Annotated in this window: 22 protein-coding genes and 3 tRNA genes; 15 read left to right on the top strand and 10 right to left on the bottom strand. The window is 74.7% G+C overall.

All coding sequences use genetic code 11. The annotated features are described in order from the left end of the window. The first annotated feature begins 14 nt into the window (after window positions 1-14). Both treY and treZ read left to right on the top strand, forming a co-directional pair. Window positions 15-2495 carry a malto-oligosyltrehalose synthase gene (gene treY, locus G6R13_RS04955; protein ID WP_101965698.1) on the top strand — a complete coding sequence of 827 codons (2481 nt, stop codon included), beginning with the start codon at window positions 15-17 and terminating at the stop codon, window positions 2493-2495. Next, the gene (treZ, locus tag G6R13_RS04950; protein ID WP_044659032.1) at window positions 2492-4483 is read left to right on the top strand and encodes a malto-oligosyltrehalose trehalohydrolase; all 1992 of its coding nucleotides are present in this window, start codon (window positions 2492-2494) and stop codon (window positions 4481-4483) included. The genes treY and treZ overlap by 4 nt, the downstream gene beginning before the upstream one ends. 13 nt (window positions 4484-4496) lie before the next feature. Here treZ and G6R13_RS04945 read toward each other — a convergent pair whose 3' ends face one another. Beyond that, window positions 4497-5798 carry a DUF4032 domain-containing protein gene (locus G6R13_RS04945; RefSeq protein WP_163721141.1) on the bottom strand — a complete coding sequence of 434 codons (1302 nt, stop codon included), beginning with the start codon at window positions 5796-5798 and terminating at the stop codon, window positions 4497-4499. Window positions 5799-5905: 107 nt separating this feature from the next. Here G6R13_RS04945 and G6R13_RS04940 point away from each other — a divergent pair, with 107 nt between their 5' ends. The 5 genes from G6R13_RS04940 to G6R13_RS04920 all read left to right on the top strand — a co-directional run bounded on the left by G6R13_RS04940 (window position 5906) and on the right by G6R13_RS04920 (window position 11061). Continuing rightward, window positions 5906-6778, top strand: coding sequence for a thioredoxin domain-containing protein (locus G6R13_RS04940; RefSeq protein ID WP_163721140.1), 873 nt, complete (start codon window positions 5906-5908; stop codon window positions 6776-6778). A 119-nt stretch (window positions 6779-6897) separates the two neighbouring features. After that, window positions 6898-6974, top strand: a tRNA-Thr gene (locus tag G6R13_RS04935). A 276-nt stretch (window positions 6975-7250) separates the two neighbouring features. After that, on the top strand, window positions 7251-8702 hold the full coding sequence (locus G6R13_RS04930) for a S8 family peptidase (protein ID WP_240335705.1): 1452 nt from the start codon (window positions 7251-7253) through the stop codon (window positions 8700-8702). Window positions 8703-8902: 200 nt separating this feature from the next. Next, window positions 8903-8976 (top strand) — tRNA-Val (locus G6R13_RS04925). 168 nt (window positions 8977-9144) lie between these two features. Beyond that, window positions 9145-11061, top strand: coding sequence for a threonine/serine exporter family protein (locus tag G6R13_RS04920; RefSeq protein WP_101967272.1), 1917 nt, complete (start codon window positions 9145-9147; stop codon window positions 11059-11061). 13 nt (window positions 11062-11074) lie between these two features. Here the strand turns inward: G6R13_RS04920 and G6R13_RS04915 are convergent, their stop codons facing one another. Further along, a complete protein-coding gene (locus G6R13_RS04915) occupies window positions 11075-11752 on the bottom strand; it encodes a uracil-DNA glycosylase (RefSeq protein WP_101967273.1) in 678 nt (225 codons plus the stop codon). A 36-nt stretch (window positions 11753-11788) separates the two neighbouring features. On the opposite strand from G6R13_RS04915, the gene G6R13_RS04910 reads away from it, so the two are divergent. The 3 genes from G6R13_RS04910 (at window position 11789) to groL (ending at window position 15087) form a co-directional block, all read left to right on the top strand. Next, window positions 11789-12133 (top strand): DUF3263 domain-containing protein, encoded by a 345-nt coding sequence (locus tag G6R13_RS04910; RefSeq protein WP_152743975.1) that lies wholly within the window; start codon window positions 11789-11791, stop codon window positions 12131-12133. Window positions 12134-12136: 3 nt separating this feature from the next. Next, window positions 12137-13135, top strand: a complete 999-nt coding sequence (locus G6R13_RS04905) for a LytR C-terminal domain-containing protein (RefSeq protein WP_101967274.1) — start codon at window positions 12137-12139, stop codon at window positions 13133-13135. Between the two features lie 320 nt (window positions 13136-13455). Continuing rightward, window positions 13456-15087, top strand: coding sequence for a chaperonin GroEL (groL, locus tag G6R13_RS04900; RefSeq protein WP_036315916.1), 1632 nt, complete (start codon window positions 13456-13458; stop codon window positions 15085-15087). Between the two features lie 110 nt (window positions 15088-15197). Here groL and G6R13_RS04895 read toward each other — a convergent pair whose 3' ends face one another. The 5 genes from G6R13_RS04895 to G6R13_RS04875 all read right to left on the bottom strand — a co-directional run bounded on the left by G6R13_RS04895 (window position 15198) and on the right by G6R13_RS04875 (window position 19400). Then, the gene (locus tag G6R13_RS04895) at window positions 15198-16130 is read right to left on the bottom strand and encodes a DUF4031 domain-containing protein (protein WP_101967275.1); all 933 of its coding nucleotides are present in this window, start codon (window positions 16128-16130) and stop codon (window positions 15198-15200) included. A 67-nt stretch (window positions 16131-16197) separates the two neighbouring features. Next, window positions 16198-16488: a WXG100 family type VII secretion target gene (locus G6R13_RS04890; RefSeq protein WP_010079419.1), complete on the bottom strand. Its 291-nt coding sequence runs from the start codon at window positions 16486-16488 to the stop codon at window positions 16198-16200. A 55-nt stretch (window positions 16489-16543) separates the two neighbouring features. Next, window positions 16544-18349, bottom strand: coding sequence for a HAMP domain-containing sensor histidine kinase (locus G6R13_RS04885; protein ID WP_101967276.1), 1806 nt, complete (start codon window positions 18347-18349; stop codon window positions 16544-16546). Window position 18350: 1 nt separating this feature from the next. Next, complete coding sequence (locus tag G6R13_RS04880; protein WP_063190189.1) at window positions 18351-19058, bottom strand: response regulator transcription factor; 708 nt, start codon at window positions 19056-19058, stop codon at window positions 18351-18353. 78 nt (window positions 19059-19136) lie between these two features. Beyond that, a complete protein-coding gene (locus G6R13_RS04875; RefSeq protein WP_010079416.1) occupies window positions 19137-19400 on the bottom strand; it encodes a hypothetical protein in 264 nt (87 codons plus the stop codon). 211 nt (window positions 19401-19611) lie between these two features. On the opposite strand from G6R13_RS04875, the gene G6R13_RS04865 reads away from it, so the two are divergent. Together G6R13_RS04865 and G6R13_RS04860 are read left to right on the top strand one after the other, a co-directional pair. Then, window positions 19612-19995 (top strand): cold shock domain-containing protein, encoded by a 384-nt coding sequence (locus tag G6R13_RS04865; protein WP_010079414.1) that lies wholly within the window; start codon window positions 19612-19614, stop codon window positions 19993-19995. Window positions 19996-19998: 3 nt separating this feature from the next. Continuing rightward, on the top strand, window positions 19999-20484 hold the full coding sequence (locus tag G6R13_RS04860) for a DUF3027 domain-containing protein (RefSeq protein ID WP_101967277.1): 486 nt from the start codon (window positions 19999-20001) through the stop codon (window positions 20482-20484). 91 nt (window positions 20485-20575) lie between these two features. Here the strand turns inward: G6R13_RS04860 and serC are convergent, their stop codons facing one another. Further along, window positions 20576-21703 carry a phosphoserine transaminase gene (gene serC, locus G6R13_RS04855; protein ID WP_020628348.1) on the bottom strand — a complete coding sequence of 376 codons (1128 nt, stop codon included), beginning with the start codon at window positions 21701-21703 and terminating at the stop codon, window positions 20576-20578. A 128-nt stretch (window positions 21704-21831) separates the two neighbouring features. Between serC and G6R13_RS04850 the strand changes: the two genes are divergently transcribed. The 3 genes from G6R13_RS04850 to G6R13_RS04840 all read left to right on the top strand — a co-directional run bounded on the left by G6R13_RS04850 (window position 21832) and on the right by G6R13_RS04840 (window position 25153). Beyond that, window positions 21832-22554: a metal-dependent transcriptional regulator gene (locus tag G6R13_RS04850; RefSeq protein WP_020628347.1), complete on the top strand. Its 723-nt coding sequence runs from the start codon at window positions 21832-21834 to the stop codon at window positions 22552-22554. Window positions 22555-22713: 159 nt separating this feature from the next. Then, window positions 22714-23208: an HNH endonuclease gene (locus tag G6R13_RS04845; protein ID WP_020628346.1), complete on the top strand. Its 495-nt coding sequence runs from the start codon at window positions 22714-22716 to the stop codon at window positions 23206-23208. A gap of 76 nt (window positions 23209-23284) precedes the next feature. Next, complete coding sequence (locus tag G6R13_RS04840; protein WP_186319878.1) at window positions 23285-25153, top strand: ABC transporter ATP-binding protein; 1869 nt, start codon at window positions 23285-23287, stop codon at window positions 25151-25153. Window positions 25154-25179: 26 nt separating this feature from the next. On the opposite strand, the gene G6R13_RS04835 is transcribed toward G6R13_RS04840, so the two are convergent. Beyond that, a tRNA-Arg gene (locus tag G6R13_RS04835) sits at window positions 25180-25253 on the bottom strand. A 43-nt stretch (window positions 25254-25296) separates the two neighbouring features. Beyond that, window positions 25297-25944: a hypothetical protein gene (locus G6R13_RS04830; protein ID WP_044659023.1), complete on the bottom strand. Its 648-nt coding sequence runs from the start codon at window positions 25942-25944 to the stop codon at window positions 25297-25299. Window positions 25945-25951: the final 7 nt, after the last annotated feature.

The following is a 25951-nucleotide window of genomic DNA, read 5'->3' as shown; positions in this document are numbered from 1 at the left end:
GTTAGCGTCGCCGCGTGAGCACCTCGACCGTCCGTTCCGCCCCCGCGTCCACCTACCGGCTCCAGGTCAGCCCGGATCTGCCGCTGGAGTCCGTGGCCGGGCTCGTGCCCTATCTGCGGCGCCTGGGCGTGGACTGGCTCTACCTCTCGCCGCTGCTCGAGGCCGAGCCCGGCTCCGACCACGGGTACGACGTCGTGGACCCCACCCGGCTGGACGCCGCCCGCGGCGGGGCAGAGGGACTGGACATGGTCGCGCGCGCCGCGCACGAGGCGGGCATGGGCGTGCTCGTGGACATCGTGCCGAACCACGTGGGCGTGGCCACGCCCCAGGCCAATCCGGCGTGGTGGGACGTGCTCACCCACGGTCCCGAGGCGGCGCATGCGGCGTGGTTCGACGTGGACTGGGCGGCCGGCGACGGGTCCCTGCTCATCCCCGTGCTGGGAGACGGCCCTGACGGGGACGCGGACGCGGAACTGGACCGTCTCGTCGTCGACGCCGAGGGCGGCCGTCTGCGCTACTGGGACAACGTCTACCCCCTCGCCCCCGGATCGCTCGAGGCGGCCGAGACGGAGACCGGGCTGCGCACCGCGGAGGTCTTCGCGGCGGCGGACCCGGCGAAGGAGCCGACCGCGGAGCAGGCCCGCCTGGCCCGCGCCGTGCACGACCGCCAGCACTACCGGCTGGTCGGCTGGCGCCGCGGCGACGCCGAGCTGAACTACCGCCGCTTCTTCACCGTCACCACGCTCGCGGGCGTCCGGGTGGAGGAGCCCGAGGTCTTCGACGCCGTCCATGCCGAACCCGCCCGCTGGGTCCGCGAAGGGCTCGTGGACGGGCTGCGCGTGGACCACCCGGACGGCCTGGCGGACCCGGCCGGCTACGCGCGGCGCCTGCGCTCCCACGTGCTCCCGGAGGGCTACCTCGTGGTGGAGAAGATCCTCGAGCCCGGTGAGGCGCTGCCCGCGGACTGGCCCGTGGACGGAACCACCGGCTACGACGCGCTCGGCGAGGTCGAACGCGTCTTCATGCACCCCGAGGCCGCGGGCGATGCGGCCGAGGACGCGCGCCGTCGTCGGGAGTGGGACGAGGCCGTGGTGCGGGCCAAGCACGACGTGGCCACCGGCTCCCTCGCGGCCGAGACCGCCCGGCTGGTCCGGGAGGTCCGCGCCGTGCACGCCCTCGGCGCCCACCCGGACGAGGACGTGGCCGCCGCGTTCGCCGCCGTGCTCGCCCGCCTGCCCGTGTACCGCACCTACCTGCCCGTGGGCCTGGCCGTGCTCGAGGGCGCGCTGGCGGACGCGGCCGCGGCGGAGCCGGCCCTCGCCGACGTGCTCGGCGACCTGCGGCCCGAGCTGACCGACCCGGACTCGCCCGTGGCCCGCCGGTTCCAGCAGACCTCCGGCATGGTGATGGCCAAGGGCGTCGAGGACCGGTCCTTCTACCGGTACACCCGGTGGGCCAATCTGAACGAGGTCGGCGGAGACCCCTCCCACGTCGCCCTGTCCCTGGCCGACTTCCACGCCGCCCAGCAGGCGCGCCAGGCCGCCTGGCCGACGGCCATGACCACCCTGAGCACCCACGACACCAAGCGCGGCGAGGACGTGCGCGCCCGCATCGCCGTGCTCGCCGAGGAGCCCGACCGCTGGGCCGCCGAGCTCGCGGAGCTGAGGCGCCTCCACCCGCTCGGCCACCCCGACGCGGAGCGGCTGCTCTGGGAGTCCATCGTGGGCGTCTGGCCCACGGACGGCACCACGCCGGAGGAGGAGCGGATCCTCGGCTTCCTGCAGAAGGCCTCCCGCGAGGCGGCCCTGGCCACCACCTGGACGGACCAGGACCCCGAGTTCGAGGCCCGGCTCGCCGCACTCGCCGCCGCCGTCACCTCCCCCGAGGGGCCTGCCCGGGGCGTGCTCCAGGCCGTCGCGGACCGCATCGCCGAGCCCGGCCTCGTGGTCCAGCTCGGCCACAAGCTCGTCCAGCTCGCCGCCCCCGGCGTCCCCGACGTCTACCAGGGCACGGAGGTGCCCTTCCCCACCCTCGTGGACCCGGACAACCGCCGCCCCGTGGACTTCGCGGCCCGGGCCGACCTGCTGGACCGCCTCGACGCCGGCCACACGCCCGGCCTCGACGACCCCGCCGCCGCCAAGCTGGCCGTCGTGGCCGGCGTGCTGCGCGCCCGCCGCGACCGGCCCGAGCTGTTCACCGGCCACCGCCCGCTCGACGTCTCCGGCCCCGCCGCCGAACACGCGATCGCGTTCGACCGGGGCGGGGCGCTCGCCGTGGCCACCCGCTGGCCCGTCCGCCTCGCGGCCGCGGGTGGCTGGGGCCAGACCGTCGTGACCGTGCCGGCTGGGCGGTGGGAGGACGCCGTCACCGGCCACCCCGTCCACCCCGACGCGCGCGGCGCCGTGCGCCTCGACGAACTGCTCAGCACCCTGCCCGTCGCGCTGCTCGTCCCGGCGCACGCCCCGTCCGACCGCCGAGAGAGGACCGCCCCGTGACCGAGCCCCGCCCGGCCGACGCCCCCGCCCCGGGCCTGCACCCGATCGGCTCCGACCCCGTGGACCCCGCCGCGGACGAGCGGGCCGCCGTCGAGGCCGCGCGCGCCGTCCCCTATGCCGTGTGGGCGCCGCACGCCGAGAGCGTCGAGCTCGTCCTCGTCGACACCGAGCCCGGCGCCCTGCGCTACGCCGAGGACCGCTGGCCCGTCGCCGCCGTCGTGGCCATGGACCCCGCCGCCGGAGGCTGGTGGACGCCCACGGAGGACCCGCTGGCCGCCCTCGGCCTCGACGCCGCGCAACCGCCGGCCGACCCCGGCTACGGCTACCGCGTGGACGGGGCGGACCCCGTGCCGGACCCCCGCTCCCGCCGCCAGCCCGACACGGTCCACGGGCCCTCCCGCCGCGACGTCGCCGGCCGCTCCGTCGCGTGGCCGGACGAGGGCTGGGCCGGGCCGCCCGGGGTGGAGTCCGATCCGACCGTGCTCCAGGGCGGCGGCCTGCGCGGCGCCGTCCTGTACGAGCTGCACGTGGGCACCTTCACGGCCGAGGGGACCCTCGATGCCGCCATCGCCCGCCTGCCGCACCTGACGGACCTCGGGGTCACCCACGTCGAGCTGTTGCCCGTGAACTCCTTCTCCGGCCCGCGGAACTGGGGCTACGACGGGGTGGCGTGGTTCGCCGTCGACGAGTCCTACGGCGGCCCCGCCGCCTACCGTCGCTTCGTGGCCGCCGCCCACGCCGCCGGCCTCGGCGTGGTCCAGGACGTCGTGCACAACCACCTGGGCCCCTCCGGCAACTACCTGCCGGTGTTCGGGCCGTATCTGGGCCCGGGCGGCACCGGCTGGGGCGACGGCCTGAACCTGGACGGCGCCGACTCGGACGAGGTGCGCCGGTTCGTCCTGGACAACGTCCGCTTCTGGCTCGAGGAGATGCGTGTGGACGGGCTGCGCCTCGACGCGGTGCACGCCCTGCGGGACACCCGCGCCGTGCACCTGCTCGAGGAGATGGCCGCGCTCGCGGACGGGATCGCGGCCCGTGCCGGCCGACCCGTGCCCCTCCTGGCCGAGTCCGACCTCAACGACCCGCGTCTGGTGCTGCCCCGCCAGGCCGGCGGGCTCGGCCTCGCGGCGGCCTGGAACGACGACGTCCACCACGCCCTGCACGTGGCCGCGACGGGGGAGACCCACGGCTACTACGCGGACTTCGCCCCGCTGGAGGCGGTGGCCAAGGTCATGGAGCGCACCTACTTCCACGACGGCACCCGTTCCACCTTCCGCGGCCGCGATCACGGGCGCGCCGTGCCGGACGCCGTCCCGAACCATGCGTGGGTGGCCAGCATCCAGAACCATGACCAGGTGGGCAACCGTGCCGGCGGCGACCGCACCGCTGCCGCCCTGTCCGAGGGTGCGCTCGCGGCCGAGGCCGCCCTGCTGCTGACCGGCCCGCACGTGCCGATGCTCTTCATGGGGGAGGAGTTCGCGGCCTCGACGCCGTGGCCGTTCTTCACCTCGTTCCGCGAGCCCGAGCTCGGGGACGCCGTCCGGCAGGGACGACGCCGCGAGTTCGCCGCCCATGGCTGGGACCCGGCCGACGTCCCCGACCCGCAGGACCCCGCGACGCGGGACGCGGCGGTGCTGGACTGGGCGGAGGCCGCGGGCGGCACGGACGGCCAGGGCCGCGGGGTGCGCGTGCTCGCCGCCTACCGCACCCTGATCGGCCTGCGCCGCACGCTGCCCCAGCTCACCGACCCTCGCCGCGACCGCGTCCGGGCCGAGGTGGACGCGGCCCGGCGCCACGTGCGCCTCACCCGCGCCGGCGAGGACGCCGACGTCGTCCTGCTCGTCGCCCTCGGCGCGGAGCCGCTTCCCGTGCCCGCGGACCTGACGCGGGCGGAGCTGCTCGCCGGCCACGGCGACCACGGCCCGCTCGGCCCCGGCACGGTGCCGGCGGCGGTCCCGGCCCCCGGCTTCCTGCTCCTGCGCCGCTGAGCCGCGTCCGGCGTCAGTCCGCGTCCGCAGGCGGGACGGCGCGCAGCATGGTGGTCGTGGGGTGCAGTGCCACCGCGTCCTCGTCGCGGCGGGCCCGCAGCACCGTGTCCACGTAGGAGTCCACCGCCTCCTGCAGGGGCACGGCCTGGCCGCGGGCCTCGGAGAGGTACCAGCGGTGCTCGAGGAGCTGGTGCATCACCTCGGCGGGCTCGAGCTTGGCTCGCAGCTCAAGGGGCACCGAGCGGACCACGGGGTCGAACACCTCCACCACCCAGCGGTGCGCCGCAGCCTCGATGTCCATGTACGGGTCCCACTCCCGGCGGGCGGCCTCGATGTCCACGAGCAGCCGCCGGGCCTGGTTCTCCTGGACCTCGAGTCCCGTGAGGCGGGTCAGCCGACGGCGGTGGTAGCCCGCGTGGATCTCGACGGGCCGGGCGATCATCATCCCGGGGGCGTCGGCGGCGCGCAGTGAGTACTCGGCCAGCTCGAACCCGAGCTCCTGCAGGCGGCGGACGCGGCGGTCCAGGCGCCACGGCTCGGCGCGGGGGAACAGCAGAGGCTCGGTCAGCTCGTCCCACAGCCGTCGGTAGGACGCCACGAGCAGGTCCGGCGTGGTGACGGGGTCCACCTCCGGGTCCAGCAGCCCGCTGGCCTGCAGGTCCAGCAGCTCACCGCCCACGTTCACGGCGGCCACGTCCAGGTCGTGCTCGCGCTGGCCGGTGGACAGCCGCTCCCGCAGCTCGCCGGTCTCGGCGTCCACCAGGTGAGCGGCGAACCCGCCCGCGTCGCGCCGGAACAGGACGTTGGACAGGGAGACGTCACCCCAGAAGAACCCCTCGAGGTGCAGCTCGACGAGCAGGGTCGCCAGCGCGTCCATGAGCCGCACGAGGGTGCGGCGCTCGAGGCGCTCCGAGAACACGGCGCGGTACGGCAGGGAGAAGCGCAGGTGCCGGGTGACGAGGGCGGCGGGCAGCGGCGTGCCGTCGTCGTGGGTGCGCCCGGTGACCACGGCCACCGGCACCACCGACGGCGCCGGGCCCCGCTCGAGCCGGCGCAGCAGCCGGTACTCGTGGAACGCGAGCTCCTCCGTGGTCTCCTTCACCGCCACGATGCCCCCGCCCATGCGGGCGAAGCGCACCACGTGACGGGAGATGCCCCGCGGCAGAGCCGCCAGCACCTCACGCGGCCACGTCTCGAGGGGGAGCGCCCAGGGCAGGGCGAGCAGCGACGTCGCCGGGTCCTCGGAGGCGTCCCCCGAGGGGGCCCCCGTGATGGTCAGTCGATCGACGGGGGAGGGGGTCTCGACGGTGTCCATGGTCACGATCCTTCCAGACAGGGCCGCTATGCTCGCCTGGCGCGGCGCGCCCGCCGCCCGCCGGCTCCGGTGCTCGACCCGGACCGACTGCCCCACGAGGAGGACCCTTGGCCCGGAACACGTCAGGCTCGCACACCTCGGCGAAGGACGCCCGTGCGCGTGCCCGCCAGATCCAGGAGGAGCAGCGCAGGAAGGACCGCCGCCGCCGCACCGGCGTCATCTGGGGCTCGGTCCTTGCGGCGGTGCTCGTGATCGGCCTCGTCGTCGCGTTCGTGCTCAACCGCAACGGCGACGACGCCGCGGCCGCCGGCCCCATCCCCGCCGTGGCGAACGAGCAGGGCGGCATCGAGTTGACCTCGGCCACGGGCCTGGCGGAGGGCGCGGGAGAACGCGAGGTCGACCCCTCGAGGATCGAGGTGCCGAAGCAGTCCGCGAGCTCCCAGCCCGAGACCCTGCCGGACACCGAGGCCCGGGCGGACGGCGAGCCGACGCGGATCGTGCTCTACGCGGACTTCAACTGCGTGCACTGCGCGGACTTCGAGACCTCCAACGCGGACCAGATCGAGCAGTGGCTCGAACAGGGCGAGGCCACGGTCGAGTACCGGATGGTGGACTACCTGAGCGCCCCGAACAACCAGAACTACTCGGCCCGCGCCGCCAACGCCGCGTACTGCGTGGCGGACCAGAAGCCCGAGGCCTACAACGGCTTCGTGGCCGCCCTGTTCGCCACCTACGACGAGCACCAGGGCAAGGGCCTGGACAACGCGGCGATCACGCAGCTCGCGCAGGAGCACGGCGCGGACATCGCCTCCTGCGTCGAGGACGGCACGTTCCGCTCCGCGGTCGAGCACACCACCCGCCAGGCGCGCGTCGCCGGCGTGGCCGGCACCCCCACCGTGTTCGTGGACGGGAAGAACTGGGCCCTCGACGGCGAGGACAAGACCTTCGCCGATTGGGCGGGCGCCAAGATCGCCGGCTGACCCGGCTGACCCGTCGCCGAGGTCCGCGGGGCGTCCCCACGCAGGGGGCGCCCCGCGCCCCCCGCCCGGGCCTTGTACGCTGGAAGGGTCGGCCGCGGCGCCCCGGGCGCCGGCCGCAGGCCTCCTTAGCTCAGCTGGCCAGAGCAGCTGCCTTGTAAACAGCAGGTCGCCGGTTCGAATCCGGCAGGGGGCTCCACCCCACCGCGGGCCCGACGGCGCCGCGCACCTCCGCCGGGAGGGCGCGGCGCCGTCGTCGTGTCCGGCGCGGGCCGACGCTGGGGCGCCGCTGTGCGCGCCCGCGGCCATCCGCCAGGCTCGGCTGGCGGATCCGCCAGAGATGCCTCGACCATCCGCCAGACTTCGACCCTGGGCCTCGTCGTGACGGAATCGTGACCTTACCGTGATCCCAGCCACCCCGGCCCGAGCCCCTCGGGCGCCCGCGTCCGGTGGCCCAGAACTCCGAGGAGATCCCGTGCAGTCCTCCCCACCCCGCAGCACCCGCCGCCGCATCGGCGCCCTCGTGGCCGGCGCCGTCCTCGCCGGCGGGACCCTGACCTCGTCCCCCGCGCTCGCGGCCCCCTCCGGCGACGCCCCCGCCGCACCGGCAGCCACCCCGACCGCCGCCTCGCCCCTGGCGGCGGCGCAGGTCGAGGACCCGAACGCCGACGGCTACGACTCCTTCATCGTCACCTACAAGGAGACCGCCGCCACCGCCCACGCGAAGGGCCGAGCCAACGCCTGGGGCAAGGCCGCGAAGGAGGCCGGCGTCTCCGTGAAGGAGCTGCGTGAGACCGCGCTCGGCTCCCGCGTGGTCAAGGCGGACCGCAAGCTGGACCAGGCCGAGTCCGCGAAGTTCATGGCCGACCTGAAGGCCTCCGGGGCGGTCGAGGCCGTGGAGCCGGACGCCATCCTCACCGCCACCGGCCTGAGCCCCGTGGACGCCCTCTACTCTCAGCAGTGGGGCTTCACCGGCACCCACGGCATGCGGGTCCCCGGGGCGTGGGACCGCACGACGGGCTCCGGTGCGACCGTGGCCGTCATCGACACCGGCATCACCTCCCACCCGGACCTCGACCGCAACGTCGTGCCCGGCTACGACTTCATCTCCGACGGCAGGGCGGCGCGCGACGGCGGGGGCCGCGACTCCAACCCGCGCGACGAGGGCGACTGGTACGCCGCTGGCGAGTGCGGCACCGCCGGTGCCTCCGACTCCTCGTGGCACGGCACCCACGTGGCGGGCACCGTCGCGGCCGTGGCCGACTCCCAGGGTGTCGTCGGCGTGGCCCCGAACGCGAAGATCCAGCCCATCCGCGTGCTCGGCAAGTGCGGCGGTTCGCTGTCCGACATCGCCGACGCGGTCGTGTGGGCCGCCGGCGGCACCGTGGCGGGCGTGCCGGCCAACCCGAACCCGGCGGACGTCATCAACATGTCCCTCGGCGGCTCCGGCACGTGCGGCACCACCTACCAGAACGCGATCAACGCGGCCGTCTCCCGCGGCGTGCCCGTCGTCGTGGCGGCGGGCAACGAGAACCAGCCCGCCGCCAACGTGCGCCCGGCCAACTGCCGGAACACCATCGTGGTGGCCGCCTCCACCTCGCAGGGCGCCCGCGCCTCGTTCTCGAACTACGGCTCCGCCGTGGACGTGACCGCCCCGGGCGCGAACATCATCTCGACCGTGAACAACGGCGCCACCACCCCGACGACGGCCGGCCACGCCGCCTACAACGGCACCTCGATGGCCACCCCGCACGTCGCGGGCCTGGCCGCCCTGCTGCTGGCCGAGCGGCCGAGCCTCACCCCGGCCCAGGTCGAGTCCACCCTCAGGTCCACGGCCCGGTCCATGCCCGTGTCCTGCTCCGCGGGCTGCGGCGCCGGCCTGGCGGACGCCGCCAGGGCGGTCTCCTCCCTCGGTGGCAGCTCCTGACCGGAGCCCGCCCCGGGCGCCGGGACCTCGTTGGTCGCCCAGGGCGGTTTCGAGCCCGGCGCCACGCTGACCGACGCCTGACGTGCTCGTCGGCTCTCGATGGCCGCTCCGCCGTGCGCGGGGTGGCCGTCGCCCGGGTGGACAGGCGGCGCCGCCTGAGGTATCGTTTTTCGAGTTGTCACCCCCATGGGGCGACGCCCGGATCTTTAGCTCAGTTGGTTAGAGCGTTCGCTTCACACGCGAGAGGTCGCTGGTTCGAGTCCAGTAAGATCCACCGCAGCAGGGCCCTCCTCCGGGAGGGCCCTTTCGCGTCCCCGGGCCGCGGTGCCGACGGCCCCGGCGGGGGAGGTGCCGGCGTGGTTGGATGGACGCGTCGGCGGGGGGCTCGGCCCACCGCCGTGGCGCGTCCAGCGCCCGCACACGGAAGGAGAGGGTGAGCCGCATGGAGCAGGAGGGCACCCAGGAGCCGGCGCGGTTCGACCCCCGCATCGCGGAGCCCCCGGCCGTCCCCACGCTCATCCCCGTGCTGCGCCCGGCCGGCGCCGAGGACGCCGCCGCTGTCGGCGACCTCACGCTCGACCCGGAGGACCCCGGCCTGCTCGACCTCGACCCGGCGGAGTCGGCCCACCCGGCCGCGGTCGCCGTCGAGCCGACGGAGCCGCTGCCGCCCGTGGTCCGCCCCGCCGCCGCCGATCCGGTCTCGACGCCGGCGCCGGAGCCGGAGGAATCGGCCGAGCCGGAGGCGGAGACGCTGCCGGAGCCGGCCGCGGACGCGCCCCTGACCGAGCCGCCGCCGTCCGAGCAGGTGCCCACCTCCGTCCTGGCGCCCGCGGAGGCCGACGGCGCCCTGCCCGCCCCGGATGTGATCCCCGAGCCGGACGTCACCGTCCCGGACCCGGTGGTCCCCGTGGGCCCGCCCGAGAAGCGCGGGCGTCGGCGCGGCCGGCGCTCCCGCGAGGTCTTCGTCGAGAACCTGCCGACGCAGGCGCTCGTGCTGGCCGACCGCCTGCACTCCTCGCCGTACGGGCGCCGCATGCGCTCCACGCTGCAGCAGCGCCGCGCGGAGGCGCAGGCCCTCGAGGCCCGCACCACCCTGGACTTCGCGCTCAAGCTGGGCGAGACGATGTTCAGCTTCGGCGCGGCCTCGCTGGACGTGGAGACCTCGATCATCGTGGCCACGCAGGCCTACGGGATCCTCGAGACCGAGGTGGACCTGACCAACCAGTCCATCTCCCTGAACTACGCGCCCGACTCCTCACGCGGTGAGACCCCGTTCACCCTCCAGCGGGTGGTCCGCTCGTCCTCGGTGAACTTCGAGGGGCTCGTGGCCGTCCACCGGCTCGTCGAGGAGATCGCCGCGGGCGAGGTGGACCGGGCCGAGGCCCAGCGCCGGCTCGTGGAGATCCGGCATCAGCCCAAGCCGTTCCCCGCCGTCTTCGAGGTCCTCTTCTCCGGCGTGTTCGTGGCCTGCTTCGTGCCGTTCATCGGGGGGACCTGGACGAGCGCGGCCCTGGGCATGGTCTCCACCTGGCTGGTCTTCTGGCTCAAGGTCCAGGCGGACAAGGCGCGCTTCCCGGAGATCTTCTCCACGATGTTCGGGGCGATCACGGCCACGGTGATCGCGCTGATGGCCCACGCCCTCGACCTGCCGGTCAACCCGGCGCTGGTGATCGCCGGCGGCATCATGATGCTCCTGCCCACGGCGAGGTTCGTCACCGCGGTGCAGGACGCCATCCACGGCTTCCCGGTGACCGCCGCGGGCCGCTTCCTCTCCGCGCTGCTCGTGTTCGCCGGCGTGATGGCCGGGATCATGATCGCCGTGGGCATCGGGGATCTCCTGGGATTCGAACAGCTGGACCTGGCCGAGGCGGGGACGCTGAGCTATCCGCCGCTGCTGCTGCTGGGCCTCGTGATGGCCGCGGGCATGGCGGACGCGGTGGTGGAGCAGTCGCGGTGGCCCCAGATCCTGGCCTGCGGTCTCGTGTCCGGGGCCGGCTTCGGCGCGTACCTGGCGGCGCAGCAGATCGGGGTCAGCGACCGGCTGGTGCCCGCGGTCGCCGCGGCGGCGGTCGGGTTCCTCGGCCGCCTGGTGGCCCAGCGGCTCGCAGCCCCGGCGCTCGTGATCGTCCTGCCGTCCATGCTGTTCCTGCTTCCCGGACTCACCATGTTCCGGTCCGTCTACGGGTTCACCGTGGAGACCGGGGCCACGCTGCTGGGCGTCGAGGGACTGTTCAACGCCGCGGTCATCGTCGTGGCGATCGCGGCCGGCGTCGCCTTCGGCAACACCCTGGCCAAGCCGATCACCGACCGGATGGGCACGCTGCTGCCCACCGAACTCGTGATGCACCAGCGCCGCTGACCGGCGGCTCGGCTCAGTCGGGCAGGCGCCAGTCCACCGGCGCCGCGCCGGCCGCCTCGAGGAGCCGGTTCACCCGGCTGAAGGGCCGGGAGCCGAAGAACCCGCGGTGGGCGCTCAGGGGAGAGGGATGCGGGGACTCCACGACGCCGGCCCCCGCCGCCGCCAGCAGCGGCGCCATGCGCCGCGCGTCGGCTCCCCACAGCAGCCCCACGAGCGGGGTGCCGCGCGCGCAGAGGGCCCGCACCGCGGCCTCCGTGATCTGCTCCCAGCCGAGGCCGCGGTGGCTGCCGGGTGCGCCGGCCCGCACGCTGAGGGCGCGGTTCAGCAGCAGCACGCCCTGGTCCGTCCACGCGGAGAGGTCGCCGTGGGCGGGCGGGGTGATGCCGAGGTCGTCGTGCAGCTCCCGGTGGATGTTGGCCAGGGAGCGGGGCAGCGGCCGCACGTGGCGGTCCACCGCGAAGCTCAGGCCGATCGGATGGCCCGGCGTCGGGTAGGGGTCCTGGCCCAGCACGAGGACGCGGACGTCCGCGAACGGCTGACGGAACGCCCGCAGGATGTGCTCCGGCGCCGGCAGCACCTGCTCTCCGGCCGCCCGGCGGGCACGCAGGGCCTCGCCGACCTGCTCGAACGCGGCGGCCTGCGGGGCGAGGGCCGCCTCCCAGCCCGGATCCAGGGGCGCGATGAACTCCATGCCCCGAGAGTAGACCGGGTGGGTACAGTGGCCGCCATGTCCCACCCCACGCCCGTCTCGCCCGATCCGGCCCCGGACGAGGGTGCCCGCGCGCGGGCGCGACGGGACGAGCTGACGGACCTGGAGCGTGCGGTCCTGGACCTGGAGGCCGCCACCTGGCGGTACGGCGGGGCCAAGGACCACGCCGTCCGAGAGCGTCTGGGGCTGCCTCCGACCGCCTATTATCAGGTGTTGAACGGATTGCTGGACCGTGAGGCCGCCCTGGCCTACCGACCCCTGCTGGTCACGCGGCTGCTGCGCAAGCGCGGCACCCGCAGCCGGGCCCGGAGGGGACCCGCGGATCCGGCGCCGTCCACGCCCGCTTCCCGCCAGGAGAACTGACCCATGGCCTACCAGCCCGACCGCTTCGACGAGGTCCCCGAGTACACGGACCAGCGCGGCGCGCACCGCGAGTCCTTCGCCGCTGCCGGCGCGACCGCCGCGGGCGGGGGTCGCCGCCTGAGCCCGCTGCTCTGGGTGGCCGGCCTCGTCCTGCTCGCCGGCCTGTTCGTGGGCGTCGTCCTGCCGTGGCTCACCGGCGACCGCTCCGAGCCCGTCGCCGCCGAGAGCTCGACGACGGCCCCGGCGGTCGAGCCGTCGCCGTCGACGTCGACGTCGGCGTCGTCCGAGTCCTCCTCGGCGTCCTCCGCGTCGGCGTCGACTGCATCCGCGACCGAGTCCGCCACCCCGTCCGAGGACACGGCGGAGGCGTCCCGTTCCGCGGCTGCGGCCGCGGCTGAGTCCTCGCGGGTGGCGCAGGAGGCGGCCGCCGCAGAAGCCGCCGAGTCGTCCCGGGCCGCCGAGTCGTCCCGTGCCGCCGCGGAGGCCGCTGAGTCGTCCCGTGCCGCCGCCGAGGCACAGGCGGCGGAGGCCTCGCGTTCCGAGGCCGCCGCGCAGTCCGCAGAGGCGTCCCGGTCGGCGGCGGCCGTCCAGGCGGCGGAGTCCTCGCGCGCCGCCGCGTCCCGTTCGGCCGCCGCGGCGGAGGCCTCGCGCTCGCAGTCCGCGGCCGCGTCGAGCTCCCGTGCGGCCGCGCAGTCTGCGGCCGCGTCGAGCTCTCGTGCGGCCGCGCAGTCCGCGGCCGTGCGCGGCACCCACGTCACCGTGTACAACGCGACCCGCTCCCAGGGCCTCGCCGCCTCCTACGCGCAGCGGCTCACGAGCGCCGGCTACACCTCGGTGGACGCGAAGAACTGGAGCGGCTACGGCATCCAGTCCTCCACCGTCCTGTACAACGGCTCGGCCAACAAGGCCGCCGCCGAGGCGGTCGGCAAGGAGCTCGGCTTCCCGGTCATGCAGACCCCGAACCTGCAGGTGAACGGCGTCGCGGTGGTCGTCACCGGCTGACCCGCCCGCCGTGCGGCCGTGCCGGACGCGCACCCTTCCCGGCCCCCCGGCGGGGCGCCTCCCGAGGCGTTCTGCCGGGGGCCGTCCGCCGTCCGCGGAAGAGCGGGCTCCCGCACCGCGGACCCTTTGCACTCTCCCGGTGCGAGTGCTCATAATGGGGTTAGCACTCCGAAGGCGCGACTGCCAGCCGTACCCCGGTCGGTCCGGCGCCGTGGAGGAGGACCTGTCCACCGATGAGGCCCCCAGGGGCCGTCCGTCGCGGGCATCGGCGCGGGTCAGCCACCAGAAGTAGGAAGCCGACGTCCAGAAAGGACCTGCACATGGCCAAGACCATCGCATTCGACGAAGAGGCCCGCCGCGGCCTGGAGAAGGGCCTGAACACCCTGGCCGACGCCGTGAAGGTGACCCTCGGCCCCCGCGGCCGCAACGTGGTGCTGGAGAAGAAGTGGGGCGCCCCCACCATCACCAACGACGGCGTCTCCATCGCCAAGGAGATCGAGCTCGAGGACCCGTACGAGAAGATCGGCGCGGAGCTCGTCAAGGAGGTCGCCAAGAAGACCGACGACGTCGCCGGCGACGGCACCACCACCGCCACCGTGCTGGCCCAGGCGCTGGTCCGCGAGGGCCTGCGCAACGTGGCCGCGGGCGCCGACCCGCTGTCCCTGAAGCGCGGCATCGAGAAGGCCGTGGAGGCCGTCACCTCCGAGCTGCTCTCCGCCTCCCGCGAGATCGAGACCAAGGACCAGATCGCGGCCACCGCCTCGATCTCCGCCGCGGACAAGCAGATCGGCTCCCTCATCGCCGAGGCCCTGGACAAGGTCGGCAAGGAGGGCGTCATCACCGTCGAGGAGTCCAACACCTTCGGCCTCGAGCTCGAGCTCACCGAGGGCATGCGCTTCGACAAGGGCTACATCTCCGGTTACTTCGTGACCGACGCGGACCGCCAGGAGGCCGTCCTCGAGGATCCCTACATCCTCATCGTCAACTCGAAGATCTCCTCCGTGAAGGACATGGTGGCGATCCTCGAGAAGGTCATGCAGTCGGGCAAGCCGCTGCTGATCATCGCCGAAGACGTCGAGGGCGAGGCCCTGGCCACCCTCGTGGTCAACAAGATCCGCGGCACCTTCAAGTCCGTGGCCGTGAAGGCCCCGGGCTTCGGTGACCGCCGCAAGGCCATGCTCGCCGACATCGCCATCCTCACCGGCGGCCAGGTCATCTCCTCCGAGGTGGGCCTGTCCCTGGAGAACGCGACCCTCGACCTGCTGGGCACCGCCCGCAAGGTGGTCGTCACCAAGGACGAGACCACCATCGTGGAGGGTGGCGGCGACGCCGAGCAGATCGCCGGCCGCGTGGCCCAGATCCGCTCCGAGATCGAGAACACCGACTCGGACTACGATCGCGAGAAGCTGCAGGAGCGCCTCGCCAAGCTGGCCGGCGGCGTGGCCGTCATCAAGGCCGGCGCGGCCACCGAGGTGGAGCTCAAGGAGCGTAAGCACCGCATCGAGGACGCCGTGCGCAACGCCAAGGCCGCCGTGGAGGAGGGCATCGTCGCCGGCGGCGGCGTGGCCCTGATCCAGGCCGGCGCCAAGGCGTTCGGCGGCCTGCAGCTCGAGGGCGACGAGGCCACCGGCGCGAACATCGTGAAGGTCGCCATCGAGGCCCCGCTGAAGCAGATCGCCTTCAACGCCGGCCTGGAGCCCGGCGTCGTGGCGGACAAGGTCAAGACCCTCGACGACGGTCACGGCCTGAACGCCGCCACCGGCGAGTACGAGGACCTGCTGGCCGCCGGCATCAACGACCCGGTGAAGGTGACCCGCTCGGCCCTGCAGAACGCCGCGTCCATCGCGGGCCTGTTCCTGACCACCGAGGCCGTCGTCGCGGACAAGCCCGAGAAGGCCGCCGCCGGCGCCGAGGGCATGGACCCGATGGGCGGCATGGGCGGCATGATGTGATCAGCCGCTGAGCCGGCCCGGCCCGTTCGGGCGCCCAGCCAGCGAGGCCCGTCTCCCCGTCCGGGGAGGCGGGCCTCGCCGCGTCCGGGGCCGGCACCGGGGCGCCCCGCTCAGGCCGACAGCGCGGCTCGTTCCGCCGCCAGGTTGCGGCGGGCGGCGGCCTCCCAGCGCGTTCGGCCGGGCGCGGTCCGATACAGCCGCTCGGCGTCCAGCAGGGCGTCCAGCACCGCGCCGCGACCGCGGGCCCAGTCCGCGTCGGACACGTGCGCGTAGTCCTGCCGGACCGCGGCCACGTAGCGGGCGTAGGCCTCGGGGGAGCGGCCGAGGACCTCGAGGTCCGCGTCCGAGAGCACCGCCCCGGCCGCGTCGTGCGGGGCGGGGTCGTGGGCGGCGGTGAGCAACACGAGGCGCGCCACCTCGTCGACGACGTCGGCCGGCACCGCCAGCCGCGGGTCGGTGAGCACGTCCCGGGCCAGGGCGGCCGAGTCCGCCTCGTCCTGGCCGGCGGGCGCGGCGGGGTCCCCGACGTAGACGGCGTCGTGGAACCACGCGGCCAGGCGGACCGCACGCGGATCCGGCCCGGCCTTCGCCCCCGCCCGCTCGAGCAGGTCCACGGACTCGAGCACCGCGAGCAGGTGGGCCGGGTCGTGGTAGTGCCGATGCGGCTCCGTCCAGCGGGCCAGCAGGTCGCGTCCCGCCGTCGTCACCGCGTCCGGGCTCGCCGCCGTGCCCTCGAACAGCCGCGCCCAGCGCCGGGCGAGGACGACGTCGCGCTTCTCGGCGCGGCTCCGGGCGGGCACGCGCAGCCCCGAGGCGGCGAGGCGGCGCACCAGCTCCCGTCCGGTGACGGGCACCGCCCCGCGGGCCACGAGCTCGGCGCGTCGGTGCGCGGGCACGTCGTAGTGGTCCCGGTCGAAGGCCCGCTCCGAGAGCCCCGCCGCCCGCGCGAACGCGTGGAGCTCCTCGAGGGAGGCGTCGGAGACGAGGTGGGAGAACACGGTGCCGTGGGCGGGCCACGCGGGCGGGTCGATCAGGACGGTCATGCCCCCACTCTAGGAAGCACGGACCGGGGCGCGGCCGGCCGGCCGCACCCCGGACCGTTCCGGGCGCTCAGAACCGGAACATCGCGGCGTTGGCGGTCTCCGCGTCCTGGTACTGGGTGGCGGCGGCGTCCATCGCGCGGCGGATGCCCGCCAGGGACTCCTCCACGCGCTGCTGGGTGGCGCGCCACTCGGTGAGCACACCCTGGAAGTTCGCGGCCGCCTGGCCGCGCCAGGTGTCCTGCAGCTGGCGCAGGTTGGCCTCCATGGTGCTCACCTCCGCCTGGAGGCGGCCGATGGAGCCCTCCACCGCCCCGCTCTTGGCCCGCAGGTCCTCGACGTCGATCTGCACGATGCTCATGTGACTGTCCCCTCTGATGAGTGCTGATGGGCGGCGGGTGCCGCCGGGCACCACGCTAGGGACGCGCGTCGCGCCCGGCCGCCGGGTCGTCCCCGCCTGGGGACGGGGCGTCGGCCTGAGGCGCCTGTGCAGGAGCAGACACCCGGCGGCGGCGCTCGGCCGAGGCGCGACGGAACCGCTCCGCCGCCCGCAGCAGGCGGCTGCGCCGGGCGGCGTCCGCGGCGCTGGCGCCGGCGCCCGACGGCGCGGTCTGGGCGAGAGGGCCGGTGGGTGGGCCGGCCGCGTCGTCGTCGGTGTCCCGTGCGGACGGGCGCTCGTCCTCGACGTCCTCGTCCGCCTCGTCCTCGAACGGCGCCCACGGCAGGTGGACGGAGAAGGTGGCGCCGCCGCCCTCGGTCTCCAGCAGCCGGACGGAGCCGCCGTGCTGGGCCACGATCGCCGCGACGATGGCCAGGCCGAGCCCCGTGCCGCCCGTCTCGCGGTGCCGGGAGGTGTCCGCGCGGTAGAACCGCTCGAAGATGCGGGCGCGGTCCTCCTCGGACACGCCCGGCCCGTGGTCACGGATCTCGATCACGGAGCTGCGGCCCGCGCCGTCCGCCCCGGCCTGGCCGCCGAGGTGGTCGACGGTGCCGACCGCGATCTCGATGGGGGTGCCGGCGGGGGTGTAGCGCAGGGCGTTGGCCATGAGGTTCACCACCACCTGGCGCATCCGGTTCTCGTCGCCGAGGATGGGCGCCGGGGCCGCCCGGTCGCCGTCGGGGCCCACGAGGGTGACCTTGCGGTCCGGGGCGTTCACGGAGGCGTCCATCATGGAGTCCATCGCGAGGATGAGCAGGTCCACCGGGGCGTGCTCGAGGGGGCGCTGCTCGTCGAGGCGGGCCAGGGTGAGCAGGTCCTCCACGAGGCGGGTCATGCGGGTGGCCTCGGACTCGATGCGCTGCATGGCGGCGGCGACGTCCTCCTCCTCGCGCAGCCCGCCGTGCCGGTACAGCTCGGAGAACCCGCGGATGGTGACCAGGGGGGTGCGCAGCTCGTGGGAGGCGTCCTGCACGAATCGGCGCATCTTGTCCTCGGAGATCTCCTTGTCCCGGAACGCGGACTCGATGTGCGCGAGCATCGCGTTGAGAGAGCGGGAGAGCCGGCCCACCTCGGTGTCGGGCGCCGCGCTCTCCACGCGCTGGCTCAGGTCGCCGGCGGCGATCTTGGCGGCGGTGCGCTCCACGCGGTTCAGGGTGCGGAACGCGCGCTGGACCGCCAGGTTGGCCACGATCACGGTGCCCGCCGTCGCGAGCAGGCCGATGGTCACGACGATCGAGGTGACGCGCTCGACGGAGGAGGTCACGCTCTGCAGGGGAAGGGCCACGGCCATGGTGCCGTCGCCGCTGCTGAGCCCGTACAGCTGCACGCGCCAGCCGCTCGAGTCCGGCTGTGTGCCGGGCACCTCGAAGGAGGCGGAGCCGCGCTCAAGGGCCTCGGCCGGGGTGATGTCCGGCAGGGCCGGCTCGTCCGCACCCGGCATCACCGGGGTCTGGACGACCCGCGCGCCCTCGTTGTCCCACACGACGCCGTAGAAGCGCAGGATGGGCAGCTGCGGCATGTAGTACTCGCCGGTCTGGGCGACGTTGGCCAGGTACATCGAGACGGTGTCCCGGTTGGCGGCCATGTCCTCGTCCAGCTGGCGCACCGCCTCCTGGCGGAACAGCGCAGCGGTCGCCAGGGCGGTGACGGCGACCAGGGCCAGCATGAGCGCCGCGATCATCACGACCAGCTTGGTGCGCAGGGACTGCCCCTGCCACGTGCCCCTCAGCCAGGCGCGCGGATGGCGGACGTGGGCCGCCGCGGCGTCGAGCCGCGCACGCACGTCAGCGCTTGTCCGCGGTGCGGAGCATGTAGCCGACGCCGCGCTTGGTGTGGATCATCTTCTCGCGGCCGCCGACGTCGATCTTGCGGCGCAGGTAGGAGATGTAGGACTCGACGATCGAGGCGTCCCCGTTGAAGTCGTACTCCCACACGTGGTCCAGGATCTGGGCCTTCGAGAGCACCCGGTTCGGGTTCATCATGAGGTAGCGCAGCAGCTTGAACTCGGTGGGGGAGAGGTCCACGACCTCGCCGCCGCGGCGGACCTCGTGCGCGTCGTCGTCGAGCTCGAGGTCGTCCACGCGCAGCACCGCCGCGTCGTCGTCGAGGGAGGCAGTGCGGCGCAGCACGGCGCGGATGCGGGCGACCACCTCGTCGAGGGAGAACGGCTTGGTCACGTAGTCGTCGCCGCCGACCGTCAGGCCGGTGATCTTGTCCTCGGTGCCGTCCCGCGCGGTGAGGAACACGACGGGGAAGTGACGGCCGGCGGAGCGCAGGCGGCGGGTCACGGTGAAGCCGTCCATGTCCGGGAGCATCACGTCCAGCACGGCCAGGTCCGGCTGGAACTCCTCGGCGGCGTCCAGGGCCTCCCGGCCGTTGGCCGCGGCCGTGACCTCGAAGCCGGCGTAGCGCAGGGATGTGGAGAGCAGCTCGCGGATGTTGGGCTCGTCGTCCACCACCAGGAGGCGTGCTTCGGGGTTCTGAGGCTGCATGGGACCCAGTCAACCGCTCCGACCTGGGAGCACCCTGAAAGGGCGCTGGATGTCGCGGGGCGTCGTCGGCCCGGCGGCTCAGGGGCGCGAGCGCCGGACGGCACCCAGCACGACGTGCAGCAGCATCAGGCCGAAGCCGACGGGCAGGCCGAACAGCGCGAGCGCGAACAGCGCCGGGGACGCCGGCCACGCCAGGAAGTACGCGACCAGCAGGACCACCAGGGCCAGAGCGGACACCGCCGTCACGGCCACGCCCAGCACCAGGACGACGCCACGACCGCCCCGGTGATCGGCGGGGTCGGCGGCGGGCGCGGAGGCGGGGAGGGTGGAGGTCCGAGGCATGCCTGCCACTCTAGTCGGGCTATCCTGGGAGGTCATTGACGACCACGTCCTCCGCCGTCCCCTCCGGGCGCACGGCCAGGCTGGTCCCACCGATGCCGCGGCGCACCGCCACGCCGGTGCCGGACCCCGCCGACCCGAGACGAGAGCACGGCCGCCCCTGCGGCGCCGGCCCGACGCGGTGGACCCACATGACGAGGAGCAGGTGACGCACATGCCCACCGGACGCATCAAGTTCTACGACTCGACCAAGGGCTTCGGGTTCGCCCAGACGGACGAGGGTGAGGAGGTCCACGTGCCCGCCTCGGCCCTGCCGGCCGGGGTGACCGAGCTGCGCGGAGGCACCCGCGTGGAGTTCGGCGTGGCCGAGGGCCGCCGCGGCAAGCAGGCGCTCTCGCTGCGCGTGCTCGACGCCGCGCCCTCGGTGGTCCGCAACCACCGACCCGGCGCCACCGAGATGGCCGTCCTCATGGAGGACCTCATCACGTGGCTGGACCAGGCCTCCAACGGCCTGCGCCGCGGCCGCTACCCCCAGCGCGCCCAGGCGCAGAAGATGGCGCAGGTGCTGCGCCGTGTCGCCGACGACCTGGAGGCCTGAGCCATGACCACCCACGACGACGCCCCGCGCGTCGACCACCGGAGCCCCGACGCCGAGCCCGCGCCCGCCGAGGAGAGGACGGCCGCGCCGCCCGCGCGTCGCCGGGCCCCGCGCCGCGACGAGCTGCTCGCCGCCGCCGTGGACGCCGCCCGCGCGGGGCTGGCCGGGCTGGCCGCCCCGGACGAGGTGGGGGAGCACGTGGACGTGCTCGTGGACGACGACCGGCTCCTGACGCACCGCTTCGCGTGCCGCATGCCCGGCTACGCGGGCTGGCTCTGGTACGTGACGATCGCCCGGGCCCCACGCGCCAAGCAGGTCACCGTGTGCGAGACCGGCCTCATGGCGGGGGAGGGTGCGCTCGTGGCGCCCCCGTGGGTGCCGTACGCCGAGCGCGTGAACGAGGAGGAGCGCGAGCGGCTCAAGGCCGTGGCCGAGGGCCGTGTGCCCGGCGCCCCGGCGCCTGAGACCGCGCCGGACGACCGCGGCTGAGACGGCGCGCCCCGGCTGACCCGCCGGGGCGGACACGCAACGGGCCCGCGGTGGAGTCCCCCGCGGGCCCGTGTCCCCGTCCGGGGACGGCTCAGGCCAGGCGCTCGACCACGTGGTCGATGCAGCGCAGCAGCGCCGCGACGTCCTCGGGCTCGGTCGCGGCGAAGGTCGCGATCCGCAGCTGGTTCCGGCCGAGCTTGCGATAGGGCTCCACGTCCACCACGCCGTTCGCGCGCAGGGCCTGGGCGACCGCCGCCGCGTCGACGTCGTCGGAGAAGTCGACGGTGCAGACCACGGCGGAGCGGTCCTCGGACCGGGCCACAAAGGGCGTGGCGAACGACGACGCCTCGGCCCACGCGTACACGCGCGAGGAGGAGTCGGCGGTGCGGGCGGTCATCGCGTCCAGCCCGCCCTGACCGTTCATCCAGCGCAGCTGCGCGTCCAGCATGACGAGCGTGGCCAGCGCGGGCGTGTTGTAGGTCTGGTCCTTGAGGGAGTTCTCCACGGCCGTGGCCAGGTCCAGGAACGCCGGGATCCAGCGGCCGGACTCCTTGATCTCCGCGACCCGCGCCAGGGCCCGCGGGGAGAACAGCGCGAGCCACAGACCGCCGTCGGACGCGAAGTTCTTCTGCGGCGCGAAGTAGTACACGTCCGCCTCGGACACGTCCACCGGCAGGCCGCCCGCGGCCGAGGTGGCGTCGACGACGACCAGCGCGTCCTCGTCGATGCCCGCGGGGCGGACGACGGGCGCCATCACGCCGGTGGAGGTCTCGTTGTGCGGCCACGCGTACACGTCGACCCCGGCCACGGCCTCCGGCTCGGGGCGGGTGCCCGGCTCGGAGGTGCGGATGTCCGACGGCGCCAGGAACGGCGCCTGGTCGGTGGCCTTGGCGAACTTCGAGCCGAACTCGCCGAAGCTCAGATGCTGGGCGCGCTCGCGGACCAGGCTGAAGGCGGCCGCGTCCCAGAACGCGGTGGAGCCGCCGACGCCGAGGATCACCTCGTAGCCCTCCGGCGCCGAGAACAGCTCGGCGACGCCCGACCGGACGCTCGCCACCAGGTCCTTGACCGGCTTCTGACGGTGCGACGTGCCGAGCAGCCCGGCTGCGTCCTGGAGCGCGCTCAGCTGCTCGGGGCGGACCTTGGAGGGGCCGGCGCCGAAGCGGCCGTCGGCCGGCAGCAGGTCCTGGGGGATGGTGATCTCGGCGGGGGAGGTCATGCGTGCTCCTGACGCTTCGGGGTCGCGGGTCGCGCCCATTCTCCCGCGCCCGGGACCACCGGCCGTCCACGTGACTCACGCCTCGCTAGGATGTCCGGGACGAAGAGCCCGAGGGAAGAGGACGTGCCATGACGGATCTGATCGACACCACCGAGATGTACCTGCGCACGATCCTCGAGCTCGAGGAGGAGGGCATCCCCCCGCTGCGCGCCCGCATCGTCGAGCGTCTGGAGCACTCCGGCCCCACCGTCTCCCAGACCGTGGCCCGCATGGAGCGGGACGGGCTGGTGCACGTGGGCGCGGACCGTCGGCTGGAGCTGACCGTGGCGGGCCGCGAGCGGGCCGTGTCCGTGCTGCGCAAGCACCGCCTGGCCGAGCGCCTGCTCGCGGACGTGATCGGCCTCGAGTGGGAGCTCGTCCACGAGGAGGCCTGCCGCTGGGAGCACGTGATGAGCGACCAGGTGGAGCGCCGCCTGCTCACGCTCCTGGAGAACCCCACCGAGACCCCCTACGGCACCCCGATCCCGCCCCGGCCCGAGCAGGCCTCCGCCGAGGACTGGAGCCGCGACATGGGCCTGGCGGGCGCCCGGCTCTCCGAGGAGGCCGCCACCGCCGGCCGGTTCCGCGTCCGCGGGCTGGCCGAGGGCGTGCAGACCGACCCCGAGCTGCTGGCCCAGCTGGCCGGCGCCGGCGTGACCCCCGGCCGTGTGGTGCGTGCCGAGGCCGCCCGCGACGCCGGGTACATCCGGGTCGAGGGCGAGGCGGAGGACGGCGCGGCCGCGGACGGCGGGGCCCTCGAGCTGGCCGAGGCCACGGCCGCGCACGTGTGGGTCGAGCGTCTCGACGGCTGAGGCGCGGCGCGCCGTCGTCGTGCGTGACGGGGGCGTGATGGCCCGGTGACGGGCCGGTGAACCTCTTCCGCCGCCGCAGGCGACACGCGGCGCGCCGATGCACCCGCGTCTAGCGTGGGGACACGACGCCCCTGTGTCCCCACGCTTCCGAGGCCCCCGATGCGCACACTCGTCCTCAACGCCGGCTACGAACCCCTCTCGGTCGTCTCCGACCGCCGGGCGCTGCTGCTCGTGGCCACCGGCAAGGCGAGCGTGCTCGAGGACGCCGGTGACCCGATGCGCAGCCCCACCCGCGCGTGGGGCCGACCCCTCGTGATCCTGCTGCACCAGTACATCCGGGTGCCCCACACGGATGCGGCCCCGGTCTCCCGCAAGGGCGTGCTGCGCCGGGACGGACACCGCTGCGCCTACTGCGGCGCCCACGCCACCACCGTGGACCACGTGCGGCCGCGCTCGCGGGGCGGCGAGAACTCGTGGGAGAACCTCGTGGCCTGCTGCCTGCGCTGCAACGGGGCGAAGGCGGACCGCTCGCTCGAGGCCCTGGGCTGGCGGCTGCGGGTGGAGCCGGTGCGCCCGCGCGGGGCCCAGTGGCGGATCCGCGAGCTGGAGCGGCCCGCCGAAGCGTGGCGGGACTACCTGCGCCTGGCGGCCTGACGCCGGAAGCGGAATCGCGCCCGCCCGTGCCCGGCGGTTCCTAGACTCTCCAACGGTCGAGAGAGCGGAGGGGCCCATGAGCATGGAGTCGGCGGCACGGATGTCCATGATGCGGATGACCCGCGGGCAGTCCGACGCCCAGCAGAGCCTCGCCCGCGGCACGGTGCGCCGGACCATCGCGTTCGCGGGCCGGTACCGCACCCGCCTGATCGTGTTCGTCGCGGCGTCCATCGTGGGCGCGGTGCTCGGCGTGGCCTCGCCCGTGCTGGCCGGCGACGTCGTCAACGCGATCACCGGCGGCGCGGACCGCGGGCTCGTGGTGCGGCTGGCCCTGCTGATCGCCCTCGTGGCGGTGCTCGACGCGGCGCTGTCCGTGTTCACCAAGTGGCTCTCCGCCGGGCTGGGGGAACAGGTCATCTACGACCTGCGCACCGCCGTGTTCGACCACGTGCAGCGCATGCCGGTGGCGTTCTTCCAGCGCACCCGCACCGGCGCGCTCGTCTCGCGCCTGAACAACGACGTGATCGGGGCGCAGTCGGCGATCTCGCGGACGCTCTCCGGCGTCGTCGCGAACGTGGTGTCCGTCGCGCTGACCCTGGGCGTGATGGTGGCCACCAGCTGGCAGGTCACCGTCCTGTCCCTCGTGATGCTGCCGCTGTTCCTGCTGCCGGCCCGGGCGGTCGGCTCGAAGCTGGCGGGCCTGTCCCGCGAGCGGGCCGGGCACAACGCGGCCATGGGCGACCAGATGACCGAGCGGTTCTCCGCTCCCGGCGCCACACTCATCAAGCTCTTCGGCCGCCCCGCCGCCGAGTCCGCCGAGTTCGCCCGCCGCGCGGACCGCGTGCGCGCCACCGGCGTGGACATCTCCGTGCGCCAGGCCGTCTTCACCACGCTGCTCACCCTGGTCTCCGCGCTCGCGCTCGCGGCCGTGTACGGCGTGGGCGGGCTCCAGGCGATCGCGGGCACCCTCGACGCCGGCGACGTCGTCACCCTCGCCCTGCTGCTGACCCGCCTGTACGCCCCCCTGACCGCGCTGGCGAACGCCCGCGTGGAGATCATGAGCGCGCTCGTGAGCTTCGAGCGCGTGTTCGAGGTCCTGGACCTGGAGCCGCTCATCACGGAGCCCGCGCGGCCCGCGGCCCTGCCGGAGGGGCCCCTGTCCGTGCGGCTGCGGGACGTGCGCTTCGCCTACCCCACCGCGGAGCAGGTGTCCCTGGCCTCCCTCGAGGAGGTCGCCGTGCTGGACACGCGCGGCGGCGAGGAGGTGCTGCACGGGATCGACGTGGCCGTGCCCGCCGGGGCCACCGTGGCCCTCGTGGGCTCTTCGGGTGCGGGCAAGTCCACCATAGCCTCGCTCGTCACGCGCCTGCACGACGTCACCTCCGGCGCCGTCGAGATCGGCGGCGTGGACGTGCGGGACCTCGCGTTCGCGGACCTGCAGCGGGCCGTGGGCATGGTGACCCAGGACGGCCACCTCTTCCACGAGACCGTGCGCGCCAACCTGACGCTGGCCCGCCCCGACGCGACGGACGAGCAGCTGTGGGACGCCGTCGAGCGGGCCCGCCTGCGCCCCGTGGTCGAGGCGCTGCCGGACGGGCTGGACACCGTGGTCGGCGAGCGCGGCTACCGCCTCTCCGGCGGCGAGCGGCAGCGCATGACGATCGCGCGGCTGCTGCTGGCGGCTCCGCGCGTCGTGGTGCTGGACGAGGCGACGGCGGCGCTGGACTCCACCAACGAACGCGCCATCCAGGAGGCGCTGGGGGAGGCGCTGGCCGGGCGGACCGCGATCGTGATCGCGCACCGGCTCTCCACCGTGCGCAGCGCGGACGAGATCCTCGTGGTCGAGGCCGGGCGGATCGTGGAGCGCGGCACGCACGCCGCGCTGCTCGCGGCGGGCGGGCGGTATGCGGAGCTCTACACCACGCAGTTCGCCGACGCGGAATGAGGCGGCGACCGGACCGGCCGCCCAGGTGCCCCAGGCCGGAATCGAACCGACGGCCTACCCTTTAGGAGAGGGTCGCTCTATCCAACTGAGCTACTGGGGCGCGGACCGTGCGTCGGTCCGGTGAGCGAGTCTAGCCGAGCCCTTCAGGCCGCCCGCGTGGCGCGACCACGACGGCGCCGCCCGGCCCACAGCATCACGGCCACCGCCAGCGCGAGCAGCGCCAGCAGGACCCAGCGGGTCAGCGTCAGGGCGGCGGCCAGGCCGGTGCCCGGGCCGCCGGCGGCGATCGCCTGCTCGATCGCGATGTTCTCGCAGATGTCCACGACCGCGAACAGCACGCCCAGCCCGAAGACGGCCCACTTGGCGCCGACGGGACGCAGGCGCCATGCGCCGACCGCGGTGACCGTCAGTGCCACGGCGATCGGGAAGATCACGCCGGCCGTCTTGTGCACCCAGTTCAGCTGGCCGCGGGCGTCCTCGTCCATGACCGCGGAGAGCGCGCGGATGTGGTCCTGCCCGTAGAACAGCAGGGAGTCCGGCATCGCCAGGCCGCCGCTGAGCTGGGTCATCTGCTGCAGCACCAGCAGATGGAGGTACGCGCCCACGAGCAGGGTGGTCACGATCAGCGCGCTCACCGGGATCGCCGGGCTGCCCTCGCGCTCAGCGGCCGCGGCGAGGTCCTCACGGACGTTGACGTCCCGCAGCGTGGGACGGGAGCGCGGGGACTCGGCGACCGGGCGCGCGGCGGGCCGCGACGGGCGCGGACGGGACTTGCGAGACTTCTGGGACACGGGGCAC

The sequence above is a fragment of the Micrococcus sp. Alg238-R198 genome, assembly GCF_900537135.1.
In the GTDB taxonomy this organism is placed as follows: Bacteria; Actinomycetota; Actinomycetes; order Actinomycetales; family Micrococcaceae; genus Micrococcus; species Micrococcus luteus.
The sequence above is the reverse complement of the archived record's forward strand: the minus strand, read 5'-3'. Positions and strand labels throughout refer to the sequence as shown.

What these genes read in the sequence shown, in the direction of transcription:
- G6R13_RS04845 (WP_020628346.1), top strand. Translation starts at nt 22,714, where the DNA reads ATGCGCACACTCGTCCTCAACGCCGGCTACGAACCCCTCTCGGTCGTC.
- G6R13_RS04865 (WP_010079414.1), top strand. Translation starts at nt 19,612, where the DNA reads ATGCCCACCGGACGCATCAAGTTCTACGACTCGACCAAGGGCTTCGGG.
- G6R13_RS04860 (WP_101967277.1), top strand. Translation starts at nt 19,999, where the DNA reads ATGACCACCCACGACGACGCCCCGCGCGTCGACCACCGGAGCCCCGAC.
- G6R13_RS04905 (WP_101967274.1), top strand. Translation starts at nt 12,137, where the DNA reads ATGGCCTACCAGCCCGACCGCTTCGACGAGGTCCCCGAGTACACGGAC.
- serC (WP_020628348.1), bottom strand. Translation starts at nt 21,703, where the DNA reads ATGACCTCCCCCGCCGAGATCACCATCCCCCAGGACCTGCTGCCGGCC.
- G6R13_RS04915 (WP_101967273.1), bottom strand. Translation starts at nt 11,752, where the DNA reads ATGGAGTTCATCGCGCCCCTGGATCCGGGCTGGGAGGCGGCCCTCGCC.
- G6R13_RS04910 (WP_152743975.1), top strand. Translation starts at nt 11,789, where the DNA reads ATGTCCCACCCCACGCCCGTCTCGCCCGATCCGGCCCCGGACGAGGGT.
- G6R13_RS04920 (WP_101967272.1), top strand. Translation starts at nt 9,145, where the DNA reads ATGGAGCAGGAGGGCACCCAGGAGCCGGCGCGGTTCGACCCCCGCATC.
- G6R13_RS04890 (WP_010079419.1), bottom strand. Translation starts at nt 16,488, where the DNA reads ATGAGCATCGTGCAGATCGACGTCGAGGACCTGCGGGCCAAGAGCGGG.
- G6R13_RS04945 (WP_163721141.1), bottom strand. Translation starts at nt 5,798, where the DNA reads ATGGACACCGTCGAGACCCCCTCCCCCGTCGATCGACTGACCATCACG.
- G6R13_RS04895 (WP_101967275.1), bottom strand. Translation starts at nt 16,130, where the DNA reads ATGACCGTCCTGATCGACCCGCCCGCGTGGCCCGCCCACGGCACCGTG.
- groL (WP_036315916.1), top strand. Translation starts at nt 13,456, where the DNA reads ATGGCCAAGACCATCGCATTCGACGAAGAGGCCCGCCGCGGCCTGGAG.
- G6R13_RS04880 (WP_063190189.1), bottom strand. Translation starts at nt 19,058, where the DNA reads ATGCAGCCTCAGAACCCCGAAGCACGCCTCCTGGTGGTGGACGACGAG.
- G6R13_RS04875 (WP_010079416.1), bottom strand. Translation starts at nt 19,400, where the DNA reads ATGCCTCGGACCTCCACCCTCCCCGCCTCCGCGCCCGCCGCCGACCCC.
- G6R13_RS04850 (WP_020628347.1), top strand. Translation starts at nt 21,832, where the DNA reads ATGACGGATCTGATCGACACCACCGAGATGTACCTGCGCACGATCCTC.
- G6R13_RS04840 (WP_186319878.1), top strand. Translation starts at nt 23,285, where the DNA reads ATGAGCATGGAGTCGGCGGCACGGATGTCCATGATGCGGATGACCCGC.